The 16,845-nt window shown below is 65.1% G+C and carries 12 protein-coding genes; 2 read left to right on the top strand and 10 right to left on the bottom strand.

Annotated elements, in window-relative coordinates:
• Positions 1-7: 7 nt before the first annotated feature.
• The 8 genes from CR105_RS25275 to CR105_RS25240 all read right to left on the bottom strand — a co-directional run bounded on the left by CR105_RS25275 (position 8) and on the right by CR105_RS25240 (position 10,954).
• Positions 8-847 (bottom strand): HDOD domain-containing protein, encoded by an 840-nt coding sequence (locus CR105_RS25275; RefSeq protein WP_229414126.1) that lies wholly within the window; start codon positions 845-847, stop codon positions 8-10.
• A gap of 140 nt (positions 848-987) precedes the next feature.
• Positions 988-2,034, bottom strand: coding sequence for a BON domain-containing protein (locus tag CR105_RS28740; RefSeq protein ID WP_229414125.1), 1,047 nt, complete (start codon positions 2,032-2,034; stop codon positions 988-990).
• A gap of 125 nt (positions 2,035-2,159) precedes the next feature.
• Positions 2,160-2,864: a hypothetical protein gene (locus CR105_RS25265; protein ID WP_099793415.1), complete on the bottom strand. Its 705-nt coding sequence runs from the start codon at positions 2,862-2,864 to the stop codon at positions 2,160-2,162.
• A 123-nt stretch (positions 2,865-2,987) separates the two neighbouring features.
• Positions 2,988-4,682, bottom strand: a complete 1,695-nt coding sequence (locus tag CR105_RS25260; protein ID WP_099793413.1) for a methyl-accepting chemotaxis protein — start codon at positions 4,680-4,682, stop codon at positions 2,988-2,990.
• A gap of 254 nt (positions 4,683-4,936) precedes the next feature.
• Positions 4,937-6,652 (bottom strand): DUF8614 domain-containing protein, encoded by a 1,716-nt coding sequence (locus CR105_RS25255; RefSeq protein WP_099793411.1) that lies wholly within the window; start codon positions 6,650-6,652, stop codon positions 4,937-4,939.
• Between the two features lie 63 nt (positions 6,653-6,715).
• Positions 6,716-8,179 (bottom strand): efflux transporter outer membrane subunit, encoded by a 1,464-nt coding sequence (locus CR105_RS25250; RefSeq protein WP_099793409.1) that lies wholly within the window; start codon positions 8,177-8,179, stop codon positions 6,716-6,718.
• Positions 8,180-8,199: 20 nt separating this feature from the next.
• On the bottom strand, positions 8,200-9,786 hold the full coding sequence (locus CR105_RS25245; RefSeq protein WP_099793407.1) for a DHA2 family efflux MFS transporter permease subunit: 1,587 nt from the start codon (positions 9,784-9,786) through the stop codon (positions 8,200-8,202).
• Between the two features lie 10 nt (positions 9,787-9,796).
• Positions 9,797-10,954, bottom strand: a complete 1,158-nt coding sequence (locus tag CR105_RS25240; protein ID WP_099793405.1) for an HlyD family secretion protein — start codon at positions 10,952-10,954, stop codon at positions 9,797-9,799.
• A gap of 115 nt (positions 10,955-11,069) precedes the next feature.
• Here CR105_RS25240 and CR105_RS25235 point away from each other — a divergent pair, with 115 nt between their 5' ends.
• Together CR105_RS25235 and CR105_RS25230 are read left to right on the top strand one after the other, a co-directional pair.
• Entirely contained in the window at positions 11,070-11,729 is a 660-nt protein-coding gene (locus CR105_RS25235) for a TetR/AcrR family transcriptional regulator (protein WP_099793453.1), read from the top strand.
• A 75-nt stretch (positions 11,730-11,804) separates the two neighbouring features.
• A complete protein-coding gene (locus CR105_RS25230) occupies positions 11,805-13,532 on the top strand; it encodes a putative bifunctional diguanylate cyclase/phosphodiesterase (protein ID WP_099793403.1) in 1,728 nt (575 codons plus the stop codon).
• Between the two features lie 63 nt (positions 13,533-13,595).
• On the opposite strand, the gene lpdA is transcribed toward CR105_RS25230, so the two are convergent.
• Positions 13,596-15,431, bottom strand: coding sequence for a dihydrolipoyl dehydrogenase (gene lpdA, locus CR105_RS25225; protein ID WP_099793451.1), 1,836 nt, complete (start codon positions 15,429-15,431; stop codon positions 13,596-13,598).
• Between the two features lie 12 nt (positions 15,432-15,443).
• A partial coding sequence (gene aceF / locus CR105_RS25220) for a dihydrolipoyllysine-residue acetyltransferase (protein ID WP_099793401.1) occupies positions 15,444-16,845 on the bottom strand: 1,402 nt, incomplete at its 5' end.

Below are 16,845 nucleotides of genomic sequence, written 5' to 3'. Positions count from 1 at the left end.
GGCAGGATCAGACCAGCAAGGCAGCGCTCATCAAGCGATATTCCTCGGCCGACTCTTTCTGGATGTTTTCCAGCGTTTGCTGGTTTAACACGAAGTCGAGGGCGGAATCTTCGGAAATGCGTTGCGGATCGGCTGGCGCCGCCAGTGGCGACTGCACCGGGGCGAACTGGTTGGCCAGCAGCAGCGTGTCGAGCAAGGTACTTGGCGGCATTCCCAGCAGGCCGCTTCGCAGGCTCTGGATGGCCGCGACGACCGAATCGGGAATCGACAGCTTGCGCATCACCTCGCGGCTGACCACTTCCTCGCACAGCTGGATCCAGTTTTCCGGGTCGGCGTCGAGCAGGCCGGGAAATTCATCGGCGCGCGACAGCAGATAGAAGCCACCCACTTCGTGCACGATGGCGGCAAACAGCGCCGTATCGGGATTGATGAAGGTGACGCGGCGGGCGAACACCTGCGCCAGCGCGGCCACGTGGGCGGTGTGCTCCCACAACTGTTCGGCCTTGAAACGCAGTTCCGGGTCGATGATGCGGCTGCCGAACTGGCGCACCACCAGCCCTGCCACGAGCATTTGCAGGTTGCGGTAGCCGATCCGCATCACCGCCGCGCGCACGTTCGTCACCGTCGCCTCGCCATTGCGGTTGAAGGCGGCCGAGTTGGCCAGCGCCACAGTACGGGCGGCCAGCTGCGGTTCGCCGAGCACGAGCTTGATCGCGTCTTCGATATGGCAGTCGGGATTGTCCAGCGCAAGTTGCAGGCGGAGCGCGGCATTCACGCTGGTCGGGAAGATAATTTCCCCACGTTCGGCCTGGGCGGCAATGAGTCCAAAGGTTTCGAGTTTATTCACCGGAAAATTATACCTTGGGGCGGACCGTAATAGTGGGATAGTGGGCCGCATGGCGATTACCGCCAGCGCCGGAAACGACCAGAGCCCGCGCGGCAACTTGCGTCACCGGCGGGCTCTGTTGCTACTGCCTGCTGTTCGTATTACTTGACCTTGATTGCGCTCTTCACGTTCGACACGCCTTCAACGCTCTTGGCCAGGGCCACAGCCTTGTCGGCATCGGCTTTCGAATCGACGAAGCCGCTCAGCATGACCACGCCTTTTTCGGTCTCGACGTGGATCGCCATCGATTTCAGTTCAGGCTCCTTGAAAATGTCGGCCTTGACCTTGGTCGTGATGACCGAGTCGGCCACCACGGCGCTGCCCTTGCGTACGGTAGAGCTGTCGGCCACGTTGTCGGTTGCGCGGTCGGTCTTGTTGGCCACCGCAGCGGCGGCGTTACGGGTCTTGTCGGCCACGTTCGCTGCCACTTCCTTGGTTTTTTCGACGGCCGTCGACGCGGCGTTGCGGGTCTTTTCGGCGGCAACGGCTGCGGCACTGCGCGTTTTGTCGGCGGCATTGTCGACCGCATTGGCGGTGCGGTTGGCAACCGTGCCAGGCGCCGTCGTAGCGGCGGTGGTGCCGGCGCCGCCGAGGGTGGTCACTTCGCCGGTCTTGTTGTCGATCAGGCAACCGGTTTTCGAGCCGCCGGCGATCTGCGCGCACTTGTCGACAGCGGCGGCCTTGTTGGCGTCGCGCGTGGCGGTGGTGGTAACGGGATTGGCGCCATCGGTGCTGGCGACAGCGCGGTCAGCCTTGGCATCGGCCAGGGCGGCGGTGTGCGCCGAAGCGGCGGTGGACAGGCAGGCGCTCTTGTCGGCGCCGGTCATGTCCGCGCACTTGGCCTTGGCCAGTCCATAGTCGGCGTGGGCCAGCATGGTGCGCGCCTTGACGCGCCCCTTGGCGGTGTTGTTGTACTGCGCTACGGCGTCGGCATCGGCGCGGGCGCGGGCCGCTTTCGCTTCCTCGGTGCAGATGCTCTTGGCGCTGCCGGTCATGCTGGTGCATTGGGCGGCGGCGGCCTTGTAGTCAGCGGCGGCCTTGGCGGTCACATTGCGATAAGTCGCAGTATCTTGGTTGGCGGTCGGAGCCGCTGCAAAGCTTGCGCTGACCGCGGTGGCCAGCAACGTGGCGAGAATCGTGGTTTTCATGGGTGATCCCTCGAGTGTTTGTTGTAAGTGACGGTATTTAACGCCGTAACCCGAAGCTTATCTGTGCGACAACGAACGCTTGTCGAAAAAACCACCCTGTCAGATCGTAACTGCTTGCGAAGAATCTAACGCCTGTTGGCAATCAGCAGGCCCTCGGTCCACAAGCCGGCGACGTCGTCGAACACGGTCGCGGCGCGGCCGAACGCGGCCGGCTCGCGCGCCAGAGCTACCCAGGCGTGCGTATCGTGCGCGCTGCCCTGCGTCGGCGGCTTGCTGCGCACCGTTTCCAGCCAGCCATGCACTTCGCCATAACTGCCGGGATGATTGCGCGCGATCCACGCCAGCGCCACCAGGTCGGCGAAGCCCTCCTCGCGGCGGCCTTCGCGCATGGATTTCGCCGCGGCCAGCAAAGCGTCGCTGCCGACGCGCGGCTCGCCGGTGTCGACAAATCCGGCCGGCAAGGCGTGCCACACGCCGTAGACGTAACGCCAGCAATGGCCCACTTCGTGCGCCGTCATCGCCTCGATCAGCACGCCGCGGCGTTCTTCCGGCACCGTCTCGAGAATCGTCTCGGCGCCCGGATTGCCGCGCATCGACAGCACCAGCTTGCAGCGCGTGCCGTCGTAACCCATCGCGAACGGCACGTCGCCCGGACGCGCCTGCGGCTGGACGATGATGTCGATCGGGAGTTTGAGGCGTTGCGAATATGCCAGCACCGGTCCGGCGGCGGCGAGCCACCGGGCTTCCTGGGCGGTCAGGCTGGCGCCGGCGTGCGCCGGGGCAGCGGTGACGACGAGGGCGAGCGCGGCGATCAGAAGTTGCTTGAGCATGTCAGTATCCTTGCGAAGACCATACATGCCTATCGGCACTTCTTTAGCGCTCCTTACCCTTTCAGATCAATATATATTTCTGTGTGGAAAAACCAATAACGAACATGTGTTATTCGCCTGCCATCAAAACGTTTCCCATTCGTCGCTGTTCTGCCTGGCCGCCGCGAGCCGCTTCGGGGCCGGCGCCTTCGACCGCGGCGATGCCGGGGCGGCGCGCAACATGCCCGGCTTTGCCACCGGCGCCGACGCCGCTGCATCGCCCAGGTTGAACACGCTGACCACCCGCGCCAGCGCCGCCGCCTCGTCGTTGAGCGAGGTCGCGGCGGCGCCGGCCTGCTCCACCAGCGCGGCGTTTTGCTGGGTCACTTCATCCATTTCGCCGATCGCCAGGTTGACCTGTTCGATGCCGGCGATCTGCTCCTGGCTGGCCAGCGCGATCTCGCCCATGATGTCGGTCACGCGCGCCACGCTGGTGACGATTTCCTGCATCGTGCTGCCGGCCTGGTCGACCAGGCGGGCGCCGACGTCGACGCGCTCGACCGAATTGCCGATCAGCGTCTTGATTTCCTGCGCCGCGGCGGCCGAGCGCTGTGCCAGGTTGCGCACTTCGCTGGCGACTACGGCAAAGCCGCGCCCCTGTTCGCCGGCGCGCGCCGCTTCGACGGCGGCGTTCAGCGCGAGGATATTGGTCTGGAATGCAATGCTGTCGATCACGCCGATGATGTCGACAATTTTCTTCGACGACTCGTTGATGCTTGCCATCGTCTCGACCACCTGGGCCACCACCGCGCCGCCCTTGACCGCCACTTCGGAGGCCGACAGCGCCAGCACGTTGGCCTGGCGCGCATTGTCGGCATTCTGGCGCACGGTGCCGGTGAGTTCTTCCATCGACGACGCCGTCTCTTCGAGCGTGCCGGCCTGGCTTTCGGTGCGCGCCGACAAGTCGAGGTTGCCGGCGGCAATTTCGCTCGAGGCGGTATTGATGGTGCCAGTGCCGGCGCGCACCTGGCTGACGATGTCGACCAGGCTGTTGCGCATGCCTTGCATCGCAAACAGCAGGCTCGAGTCGTCGCCGGCGCGGGTGTCGATCGGAATCGACAGGTCGCCGGCGGCAATGCTGCCGACGATGGCGGCGGCGTAATCGGGCTGGCCGCCGAGCTGGCGCAGCAAGCCGCGACTGATGAACCAGGCCGCTACCGTGCCGGCGGCGAGCGCGACGGCCGACAGCGCCAGCATCCACAGCAGGAACGATTGCGACACCGCGCGCGCGCTGTCGGCCTCGGTCTTGTTCAGCGCTTCTTCGAGGTCGATCAGTTTGTTGACGCTGGCAAGCCACTCGACGAAGGCCGGCGAAGCCTGCTTGGCCAGCAGATCGCTCGCTTCGGCCGTGCTGTCGGCCAGCCGCAGCGCAATCACCTTGTCGATCATTGGCTGGGTCTTGCGTTCGACTTCCTTGATGCCGGCCAGCGCCGCTTTCTCGTCGGCCGACACGGCGCCGGCAAACAGCGCGTCGAGCGGCGCGGCCGACTTGGCGTAGTTGTCGGCCAGCTTTTTGATCAGCTCGACCTGGACGCCGACGGCGCCGGCATCGGCCGCCAGCACGACGTCGCGCAGTGCGATGGCGCGGTCGTGCACGCTGCCGCGAAAATTGATGGCGTAGCGCTGTTTGACGTTGTTGACGTCGTTGATACGGCTCAGGCTGTTGTCGATGCTGTTGACGCGGCTGACCGCCATCGCCACCAGGGCGATCATCAACAGGAAGACCGCGCCGAAGCCGAGGCCAAGGCGCCGGCCAATTGTCATGCTGGATTTTTTCATTCTATGCTCTTGTAGAGGGACGAACTCCGGGGTTGCGGAACGCATGTACTGATGCCGGGAATGATGTTCCTGAAAGCAACTTTTGGTACTCTATCACAACGAAAAGAGCCATGTTGTATAACGCGCCTGAACAAATATGCATTAGATTATTACAATGAAAAGATTGGTAGCCCGCGTCGTGAGGCAATTGCACGCGCCCATGCAAAGGGCCGCTGCGAAAACGCCAGCGGCCCTTGTCGGCGATGCATGAAAACTTATTTTGCCGGCGCAGCCGTCGTCAGCGCGGCGGCTGTTGTAAAAGTGGGACGAATGTCGTTCGGCACCGACTGCTTCATCTTGTCGAGCGCCTTTCGCACGTCCGGACGGATCACCACGTACTTCGTCATCATCGCTTTCGCGCGCGCATAGTCGCCCGTCGCCTCGATCGTGAGGAACTCGCGGTCCAGGTCCATCACCGCCTGGCCGATCTTCTTGAAGTCGACCGCGAAGGTGCCGTCGCCATGCGAGATGAAGCCGCCCGCGTCGAGCAGGTAGTTGACCTGGATCGCCATGCCGCGCGCGTGCGAATCGGTCAGCCCGAAATGCAAGGTGCGAAAGGCCGACGCCAGGAACGTGTTGTACAGCTTGCGCTCGGCCAGTGCGCCCTGCCCCAGCGTGTCCTTCAGCTGGCCCTTCGCCATCATGTGCGTCAGCGCCCACAAGCCGGTGACGTCGGCCTTGGCTTCCTCGATGGTCGAATAGGTGTCCTTCAGGTCCTGTCGCGGCGTCGACGGCTTGCCACCGTTGTTGGTGATGTGCGGGCCCAGGCCGTGGGTAATCTCGTGGGCGAGGATATGCGTGAAGAAGCTGTCGAAGTCGACGTCCTTCTGGGCGTCGGGGCGCAGCACGATCTTTGCGATCGGCGTTAGCGTCGATTTGAATTTCGCTTCCTGCACGTTCTTGAGCATCACGCGCTTCGAGCCGCGCTGGCTGATGATGCGCTCGTCGTTGGGCAGGTTGTAGGCGGCCGTCTGCACGCCCATGTTGCCGTCGCCGGCGCCGTACACCTGGTTGACCACCACCATCGGCGCCAGCGCGCCCACCTTCGGATTGCGGTACTTTTTGTCGAGCGGCAGGTTGTCTTCCAGTTCCTGCATGTGCTTGCCGAAGAAGTCGAGCTTCTTGGTCTCCTTCGGGTCGCGCACGTTGACGTAGGCTTCGAACGCGGCCTTGTAGCCGAACAGCTCATCGTTGTAGGTCTCGTACGGGCCGATCGTGACGTCGACCGGCGAATCGAGATCCATCCACGCGAAGTCCGACGCCAGGTAGTCGTTCGACAGGAAAGCGTCGGCGCGCAGGTTGAGGAATTTCTTCAGCGAGGCGTTATCGGTCGCCGCCGCCGCTTGCTTGAGCAAGGCCGACAGCTTCTCGAGGTCGGCGCGGTATTCGTCCGAATACTTCACCGTCTTGAACTTGCCGTCGGCGCCGGTGCGGATGGTGGTGAAGAACCACTGCGCCTGCTCCTTGTCCTTGGCCGGCAGTGCGTTCATCCACGCCTCGAGAGCCGCCTTGCTGGCGCCGGCCGGATAGAAGTTGGCGCCGTCCGGCTTCTTGGCGGGGATCTTGATGCCGGCGTATTCGGCCGGCATGAACGACTGGTTGCCGTCGATGATAGACCACGGCCCCTTGTTGAGCCAGAAGTAGCGTTGGCGCGCCTTGCCCAGTGCCGACTGGTCCTTGTTCAACCCCGCCCACAGTGCCTCGTTGTCCGCCCAGCGCTGGCGCAGCTGCAGCGTGTCGATGATCTTCGCCGCCTCGATCAGCTTGACGATGGCAGCCTTGTCGCCGGCCGACAGCGCCGACGTGTCGGCCGTCAGGTTGACCGGCGCGAAGCGCCTGGCCATCGCATCGAGTTGGGCGGCGGAGGTGTCGGCAGCGCCGGCAGCGCCGGCGGCGACCATCAGGATGATCGGGGCGAGGAGATTCTTCATGGGTCCTTTGGGGGAAAAGAATGCGAGGCCCCCATTGTAAGGGGTCAGACCCCTACAACGGACTTATTGGCGCGCCGGCGGCGCCTGCGCGATCGTCGCCAGCGGCGCCTGCTGCGTCCAGCCGGCGCCGAGCGCGCGCGCCACCGCCACCGCCGCCAGCAAGCGCTGCGTGCGGATCTGCGCCGCGGCGCGATCGGCCGTCAGCGAACTGCGCTGCGCATCCGTCACGTCCAGGTAGTTCGATACGCCGCGCTCGTAGCGCGCCTGCGCTACCAGGTAAGCGCGCGCCGCGGCCTGCTGCGCCTGCGCCTGCACTTCGCCCTGGCGCCGGCGCTGCTGCACGTCCGACAGCGCGTCCTCCACTTCACGCAGCGCCGTCAACAGCCGGCCCTCGTGATTGGCCACCGCCTCCTCGTAGCGTGCCCGCGACACGGCCAGGTTGGCCTTGTTGCGGCCACCGTCGAATACCGGCAGCGACAGCGCCAGCGGGCCGACCGAGAACTGGCGCGCACTGCCGCTGGCCAGCTCGCGCAGGCTCTCCGAGGCGACGCCGAAATTGCCCGTCAGGCTCAGCGACGGATAGAACGCGCCTTCGGCCACGCCGACCTGCGCATTGGCCGAACGCAGCAGCGCCACGCTGGCGGCCAGGTCGGGCCGCTGCGACAGCAGGCTGGCCGGCAGGCCGACCGGAATGGCCGGCGGCTGCGGCAAGGCAGCGTTGCCGATCGACGCGATCAGCGGCGCCGACGGCGTCATGCCGGCCAGGGTCGCCAGACTGTGTTCGAGCAGGTTGCGCTGGCGCTGCACTTCGTGCAGGTCCGCTTCGGCGTTAAAGCGCTCGACCCGCGCGCGCGACAGATCCAGTTCGTTCGACAGGCCGGCGTTAAAGCGCGCCTCGACCAGCTGCTCGGACTCGCGGCGGGTGCCAAGCGCGCTTTTCAGGATCGCCATCTCGGCGTCGAGCCCGCGCAGCTGCCAGTAGTTCGCCGCCACCTGTGCCGACAGCAGCACGATGACGCCATCGCGGTCGTCCTGCGCCGCCAGCGCCTGCGCATCGGCCGCTTCGACCACGCGCTGCACCCGGCCCCACAGGTCAAGCTCGTACGACAGCGAGGCGCCGAGCGCGAAGTTGTTGCCCTTGATCGAGCGGCCGCCCAGCGCCAGCGACTGCGACGTTTCGGCCGAGGTGCGCGAATTGGCGGCCGAGGCGTTGACGTTCAGCGTCGGCGCCTGCGCCGCGCGGAACACGCCAAGCTGCGCCTGCGCCTGCAGCAGGCGCTGCGCGCTGGCCTTGACGCCCGGGTTGCCGCGCACCGCCACCTGTTCGAGCTCGTTGAGGATCGGGTCGTTGAACACGGTCCACCACTCGGCCGGCAGGCGCGCGCTATCGAGTTTGGCCGCGTCCAGGTGGCGGTACGCCGCCGCCTGCGCCGACTTCGGCTCTGAAAAATCGGATCCGACGGTGGCGCAACCTGTCAGCGCCAGGATCGACAGCGCCAGCGCGCTTGGTGCAAAGGACTTCTTCATGGTCATTCTCATTATCTTGTTTAGTGGGCGCCGGCGCCGGCGCCGGAAGGCGACTTGACCTTGTTGGCAAACCAGAGCACCGCGATACAGCCAAGCAGCACGTAACCCATGATCACGAAGCCGTCGTTGTAGGCCATCACGTACGACTCGCGCCGCACGATCCGGTCGAGCACCGCGAGCGCCTGGTTGCCGGCGGTGACTGCATCGACGCCGCTGGCGACGAACGCCTGCGTCAGCTGTTCGATGCGCTGCTGGGTGGCGGTGGCGTAGATCGAAATCGACTCGCCCAGGCGCGCCGAGTGGAAGTGCTCGCGATTGGTCAGCGTGGTGGCCAGCATGGCGATGCCGACCGAGCCGCCGAGGTTGCGCGTCATGTTGAACAAGCTCGACGCAGATGCCATGTCGCGCGGCGCGATGCCCTGCATGGCGAAATTCGACAAGGTCAGCATGATGAACGGTACGCCCAGCGCGCGCACCACCTGCGACCAGATCAGCTGGTCGTAGCCGGTGGTGAAGTCCATGTACGAATTCATCAGGCACGAGATGCCAAACAGCGCCAGCCCGAACGAACACAGGATGCGGTTGTCGACCTTCGACGACAGCGCCGCGGCGATCGGCATCACCAGCAGCTGCGGCAGGCCGGCCCACATGATGACCAGGCCGATCTGCATCGGCGTGTAGCCGGCGATCTGGCCCAGGTACAGCGGCAGCAGGAACGAGGCGCCGTACAGGCCCATGCCGACGCACGCCGACAGCGCGGTGGCGACGAGGAAGTTGCGCTCGCCGTACAGCCGCAGGTTGACGAACGGTTCGGCGCGCACCATGCTGGTACTGACCCAGCCGACGATGCCCACCAGCGCCAGCGCGGCGAAGGTAATGATGAAGCTCGAATCGAACCAGTCCTTCGAATTGCCCTCTTCCAGGAAGATGGTCAGGCAACCCAGGCCCACCGCCATGAAGGCGATGCCGATCCAGTCGGCCTGCGCCAGCAGTTTCAGCTCGATCTTCTCCTTGTCGAGCCCCCACCAGACGCCGAGGATCAGCAGCAGGCCGGGCACCCAGTTGATGTAGAAGATCGACGGCCAGCCATACAGTTCGGACAAGTAGCCGCCCAGGGTCGGTCCCATCGTCGGCGCCAGCGTGGCGGTCAGGCCGAAGACGGCCATGCCGGCCGCGCGCTTCGACGGCGGCAGTTTGACCATCACCAGGGTCATCGCCATCGGAATCAGCGCGCCGCCGGTGAAGCCCTGCAGCATGCGGAACACGATCATGCTCTCGAGGTTCCACGCCCAGCCGCACAAGGTGGAGAACACCAGGAATGCGGCGGTGGTACCGATCATGTAGCCGCGCATGGTAAACACGCGCACCAGCAGCGCGGCGAGCGGTATGACGACGATTTCGGCGCACAGGTAGGCAGTCGAGATCCACGAGCCCTCTTCCTGCGTGGCCGACAGCGTGCCGAGGATGTCCTTCAGCGACGAGTTGGTGATCTGGATGTCGAGCACCGCCATGAAGGCGCCGAGCATGCCGGCGGCGACCGCAATCCACGTGCGCATGTCGACCTGCTCGGCAACGGCGGCCGGCGCTTTGTAGGTTGTGCTGCTCATGGGTTTCCGCTTAGCGGGTGGCGGCTGCGACCGGCGCGGCCGCGTGGGCTGCCGGCGCCGCTTTCTGGCGCAATTCGATTTCGGCCAGCGCCGACATGCCCGGCACCAGACGCCCGGCCAGCTGGCGCACATCCTCCGGCAGCAGCACGATTTTCACCGGCACGCGCTGGACCACCTTGGTGAAGTTACCGGTCGCGTTATCGGCCGGCAGCAGCGCGAACTGGTTGCCCGACGCCGGCGAGAAGCTGTCGACGCGCCCGACCAGCGGATGGTCCGGCATGGCGTCGACGACCACGTGTACAGCTTGTCCGGGCACGATGCCGGCCAGCTGGGTCTCTTTGAAGTTCGCGGTAATCCATACCTCGTCCTGCACGATCGCGGCAAGCTGCTGGCCAGGCTGGACGCGCGCGCCAACTTCCACGCTGCGCTTGCCGATTCGCCCGGCCACGGGCGCGATGATCTGGTTGTAGGCCAGCTGCTGGCGCGCGTCCTTGAGCTGCGTCTGCAGCACCTTGACCTGGGCCTTGAGCACATCGCGCCCGGACCCGGCGGCGGTGATCTGCGCCTGCGCGGCGAGCACGTTGTCGCGGCGCGCGGCCAGGTCGGCGGTGGCGCCGGCGCGGGCGGCGTTGGCCGCATCGAGTTCGGCCTTCGAGACGGCCTTCATCTGCGTGTTGTACAGCTGGCCGTAACGGTCGGCGTCCTGCCTGGTGCGCTGCAGCTGCGCCTGCGACTGCGCCACCTGCGCCTGCGCGCCGCTGGCCTGCGCCTTGACCTGGGCAATGGTCGCCTCGGCCTGCAGCACCTGCTGCTCGGCGCTGGCGATCTGCGCCTCGATCTGCTCGACCTTGACGCGCTGGTCGGCCGGGTCGAGTTCGGCGATGACGTCGCCGGCCTTGACGCGCTGGTTATCCTCGACCACCACGCGCGTGACGACGCCGGCCACACGCGACGACACCGGGTGCACGTGACCGGACACGTAGGCATTCTCGGTCTCGACAAAATAATGGCTGCTGTACCACATGCGCCCGCCGATGCCCACTGCAATCAGCGCGATCACCACCACGATGCCGATCAGGCGCCGGTTCGGCGGCGTGCCGGCGGGAGCGGCGGCGGAATCGACGACGACTAGCGGCGTTGGCTCGGGCTTGGTGGAAGTGGCTGACATGGAACAACTCCGAATAGAAAAATGAAAAGGCGGTAGCGCATTATTCGACAGATTTTTTGGCAAGTCAAGAAATGAAACGATTGCATTTCATTTTAACTTGGGCTACAGTTTGACCATGAATACCGATTCCAACGACGCAAGTACATCGTCTTGTCCGAAATGCGCCGGCCGTCCCCGCAGCAGCGAGCGCGAGGCGCGCCTGCACGACCTGATCCACACCGCGGGACGCCTGTTCCTCAAGCACGGCTACCGCCAGGTCAGCCTGGAGATGCTGGCGCGCGAAGCGCATGTGGCGGTGCGCACCATCTACGTCAAGTTCGGCGGCAAGGCCGGCCTGCTCAATGCGGTGCTGGTGGCCAACCGCGAGCGTTTCTTCAACACGCACGACATGGACGCCGACCAGCGCCCGCTCAAGCAGATCGTCAGCGATTTCGGCGCCCACTTCCTCGACCTGGTGATGGCGCCCGAAGCGCTGAGCATGGCGCGCATGGTGATTGCCGACGCGCCGGGCAACATCGAGCTGGCGCAGACGTTTTACGAGGCTGGTCCGAAGCAGACGCGCGACATGCTGACGCGTTTTTTCGAGCGCCCCGACATCCGCGCGCAACTGCGCGACGACGTCGACGTCACGCTGCTGCCGGTGCACCTGCTCAATTGCGTCATCGGCGACTTCTACTCACGCATGCTGTTCGCCCCAGGAGTCGAGACGCGCGAAGAGGAATTGGCTGCGCTCGAAAAGCGGCTCGACCTGTTCTACCGCAGCGCCCTGCGCTAATTTCGCCGTGTGTTGAACTTGCGACAACTGGCGGAGTCGGACCACGAAACCCTCCCCAGCTACCGTCGATCTTATATGCATTCCCTCGATCCTGGGCTATTGGTCCGGCACCTGTACGGGACCGTGTCCGATTTCGCCCTCATGACTACCAATCTCGACGGCACCGTCACCAGCTGGGGCGCCGGCGCGACCTCAATCTTCGGCTTCTCGGCTGATGAAATGATTGGCAGTAACATTGCCGCGGTGTTCACACCCGAGGATATCGCCGCCGAGGTACCGCAGCGTGAACGGGAAGTGGCCACCCGCTCCGGACGCGCCGTCGATTTCCGCTGGCACACCCGCAAGAGCGGCAGCCGTTTCTGGGCGGACGGCATCCTCACCCCGATTCGCGACTACACCGATCAAGTGGTCGGCTATCTGAAAATCCTGCGCGATATCACCGACCAGAAACGGGCCGACGACGAGATGCGCCGCCTGGCAACCATGGATACCCTGACCGGCCTGTCAAACCGCGCCACGTTCGAGCGCCACCGCGAGGAAATGATCGCGCTCGCGTCGCGCAACCGCCAGACTCTGCAGTTGCTGCTCATTGACCTCGACCGCTTCAAGGAGGTCAACGATACACTGGGACACGATGCCGGCGACCGCGTGCTGCACGAAGCGGCTGCCCGGATCGACAAGACCAGGCGTGGAAGCGATGTCGTTGCCAGGCTCGGCGGCGACGAGTTCGCCATGCTGCAGTTAAGCCCGGGCGCCGATACTGCCGGCGGTGTGGTCGCGGAAAAATTGCTCGATGTGCTGTCGAAGCCATTCTTGATTGCCGGGCGCGAAGTCCACATCAGCGCCAGCATCGGCATTGCGGTTTATCCGTCCGACGCCATTGATTCGGACGAGCTATCGAAGAAGGCCGACCTGGCCCTGTATCAGGCCAAGGCGGAGGGGCGCAACTGCTTCCACTACTTCACGCCGGCGCTCGATTGCGCTGCACACCAGCGCAACAGCGACCTGGCCGAACTGCGCCGCATCACGCGCGAAAAGTCCTTTGCCCTCGTCTACCAGCCGATCGTCGACATGCGGTCGGGCAGCACCATCGCCATGGAAGCGCTGCTGCGGCTGCCGAATTCGCCGTTGGCCGCCTATCCGGTAAACGAGGTGATCGAGCTGGCAAAAGAAAAAGGCCTGATTGCCGATATCGGCAAATGGGTGTTCAGCGAGTCGTGTCGCCAGCTGCATCGCTGGCGGTCGGCCGGAATAGGCCAGATAAACATCGCCATCAATACCTGCGCCCCGGAACTTCTGCGGCCCGATTACCTCAGCGCGATTGCGACCAACCTGGAACAATTTTCACTGGCGCCGGCCGACATCGCGCTCGAACTGACCGAACACGAAGCAATCGAGGCCGACCGCAGCCGCAGCGGCGTACTCGAGTCGCTGCGCTCGCAGGGCTTTTCGATTGTGCTCGACGATTTCGGCACTGGCTATTCGTCGCTCAGTTACTTGCGCTCGTTGCCGGTCACATCCTTGAAACTCGACCAAAGCTTTTTGCACGAAATTCCGCACCACCCGGATGCGAATGCCGTCACGCGTGCGGTGGTGGCGCTGGCGCACGAGCTGCGGCTGAACGTGACGGCCGAAGGGGTCGAGCGCATTGAACAGGCAAAATTCCTGCTCGACGTAGACTGCACCGCGTTCCAGGGTTACCTTTTGGCCGGCCCCCTCGAGGCCGACGCGGCGCTGGAGTGGCTCAGCCAGGTCAGACAACCCGCGGCGCTGCTGGACATCGCCCCCCGCGTCGATGGGTAAGGACGCCGTCTGTAAATAGAAAAGCCGGGACGCGTCCCGGCTTTTTTTGCACTTGCGCCGAACTTAGCGCTTGCGCGGCGGCGGCAGATCGGTGCACACGCCTTCGTACACTTCGGCCGCCATGCCGATCGATTCCCCCAGCGTCGGGTGCGGGTGGATCGTCTTGCCGATATCGACGCCGTCGGCGCCCATCTCGATTGCCAGCGCGATCTCGCCGATCATGTCGCCGGCGTGCGTGCCGACGATGCCGCCGCCGACGATGCGGTGCGTCTCGGCGTCGAACAGCAGCTTGGTGAAGCCTTCGTCGCGGCCATTGGCCACCGCGCGCCCGCTCGCCGCCCACGGGAAGTGCCCCTTCTCCAGCTTGATGCCCTTCGCCTTCGCTTCTTCTTCGGTGATGCCGACCCACGCCACTTCCGGATCGGTGTACGCCACCGACGGGATCACCTTCACGTCGAAGAAGGACTTCTCGCCGTGCGCCGCTTCTGCCGCGACGTGCGCCTCATGCACCGCCTTGTGCGCCAGCATCGGCTGGCCCACCAGGTCGCCGATGGCGAAAATGTGCGGCACGTTGGTGCGCATCTGGCCATCGACCGCAATGAAGCCGCGCTCAGTCACCGTCACGCCGGCCTTGTCGGCCGCGATCTTGCCGCCGTTCGGGCTGCGCCCGACCGCCACCAGCACCATGTCGTACAACTGCGGCTCCGGCGCCGCAGCCCCCGCCTCCGCCGCTTCGAAGCTGACCTTGATTCCTTCGGCCAGCGCTTCCACGCCCACCGTCTTGGTCTTGGTCATGATCTTGTCGAAGCGGTGCTCGTTGAACTTCTGCCAGACCTTGACCATGTCGCGGTCCGGGCCCTGCATCAGGCCATCCATCATCTCGACGACGTCGATGCGCGCGCCCAGCGTGGAGTACACGTGCGCCATCTCGAGGCCGATGATGCCGCCTCCGATGACCAGCATCTTCTTTGGAATGCCACGCAGCTCCAGCGCGCCGGTCGAATCGACGATGCGCGGATCTTCCGGCACGAACGGCAGCTTCACCACCGAAGAACCGGCGGCGATGATCGCCTTCTTGAAACCGATGACCTTCTTGCTGCCGTCGCCCGCGGTCACTTCGATATGGTTCGGGCTGACGAACTGGCCGACGCCCTGCACCACATTGACCTTGCGCGCCTTGGCCATGCCGGCCAGGCCGCCGGTCATCTTGCCGACCACTGTATCCTTGTACGCGCGCAGGCCGTCGATGTCGACGTTCGGCTGGGCGAACGTGACGCCGTGCTTGGCCATCGACGCCGCTTCATCGATCATGGCCGCCACATGCAGCAGCGCCTTCGACGGAATGCAGCCAACGTTCAGGCACACGCCGCCCAGCGTGGCATAGCGCTCGATCAGCACCGTGTCCATGCCCAGGTCGGCCGAACGGAACGCCGCCGAATAACCGCCAGGGCCGGCGCCGAGCACCATCATCTCGCATTCGACGTCGACCTTGCCGGCGTAGCTGCCCGCATTCGGCGCCGGCGTTGCCGCCTTGGCGGCAGCCGGCGCAGGTGCAGCCGGAGCGTACGATTCGGTGTTCGACGTTGGCGCCGGGGCGCCGGCGGTGGCCGGCGGACTGACCGCGGCGGCAGCCGGCGCAGCCGTGCCTCCACCTGCGCTTGCGCCTTCTTCCAGCACCAGCAGCAGCGAGCCTTCGGCCACCTTGTCGCCGACGTTGACCTTCACTTCCTTCACCACGCCGGCGTGGCTGGCCGGGATCTCCATGCTGGCCTTGTCCGATTCGACCGTGATCAGCGACTGGTCGACCTTGATCGTGTCGCCCGGCTTGACCATCACTTCGATTACTTCCACTTCCTTGAAGTCGCCGATGTTCGGGACCTTCACTTCAATTGTGCTCATCATGCGCTCCAATCACAGCAGGGTTTTGCGCAGGTCGGCCAGCACCTCGGCCAGGTAGGCGGCGAAGCGTGCAGCGCCGGCGCCATCGATCACCCGGTGGTCGTACGACAGCGACAGCGGCAGCATCAGGCGCGGCTGGAAGGCCTTGCCGTCCCATACCGGCTTCATGGCCGACTTCGACAGGCCGAGGATCGCCAGCTCCGGTGCATTGATGATCGGCGTGAACCCCGTGCCGCCAATGCCGCCCAGCGACGAGATGGTGAAGGTTGCGCCCTGCATGTTCGCCGGGCTCAGCTTGCCGTCGCGCGCCTGGGCCGACAGCTCGCCCATTTCGGTGGCGATCTGCGATACCGTCTTCTTGTCCGCATCCTTGACCACCGGGACCATCAGGCCGTTCGGGGTATCGGCCGCAAAGCCGATGTTGTAATACTGCTTCAGGATCAGACTTGCGCCATCTCCGCTGAGCGACGCGTTGAACTGTGGAAACTTCTTGAGCGCAGCGACGCTTGCCTTGATCACAAAGGCAAGCATGGTCAGCTTGACGGCCGACTTCTGCTTGGCCAGCGCGGCGTTCGAATCGACGCGGAACTGCTCCAGGTCGGTGACGTCCGCTTCGTCGAAGGTCGTCACGTGCGGGATCATCACCCAGTTGCGATGCAGGTTCGGGCCGCTGATCTTCTTGATGCGCGACAGCGGCAGCAGTTCGGTCGGGCCGAACTTGCTGAAGTCGAGCGACGGCCATGGCAGCAGGTCGAGACCGACCCCGGTGCCCCCGCCCACAGCCGGCTTGGCAGATGGCGACGCCGATTCGGCCAGCACGCCCTTGACGAACTTCTGCACGTCTTCCTGCGTGATGCGGCCTTTCGGACCGCTGCCGCCGACCAGGCCAAGATTCACACCGAGCTCGCGGGCAAACTTGCGGATCGATGGCGACGCGTGCGCCTTCGACGCATCGACTTGCGCGGCAGAGGAAGCGGCCGGTGCTGGCGCCGCTGTAGCTGCAGCCGGCGCCGCGGCGGGTGCCGGAGCGGCGGCCGCTGGTGCCGGAGCAGCAGCAGGCGCCGCGGCAGCAGGTGCGCCGGCGCCGGCGCTCTCGATCACCAATACGATCGATCCCATTGCGACCTTGTCGCCGACCTTGACCTTCATTTCCTTGACTACGCCGGCGTGCGACGACGGGATCTCCATGCTGGCCTTGTCCGATTCAACCGTGATCAGCGACTGGTCGACCTTGATCGTGTCGCCTGGCTTGACCATCAGGTCGATGACTTCGACTTCCTTGAAGTCGCCGATGTCGGGCACCTTCACTTCGACGGTGCTGGTGGCGCCGGCGGCAGCAGGTGCGGCGGCGGGCGCAGCGGCGGCGGCGGCGGCGGCGGCGGCGGCGGCGGCGGCGGCGGCGGGCGCTGGCGCC

Source organism: Massilia eurypsychrophila (assembly GCF_002760655.1).
Classification (GTDB): domain Bacteria; phylum Pseudomonadota; class Gammaproteobacteria; order Burkholderiales; family Burkholderiaceae_D; genus JAFCUW01.
Note: the sequence above shows the minus strand (reverse complement) of the source record. Positions and strands in the feature narration are given on the sequence as shown.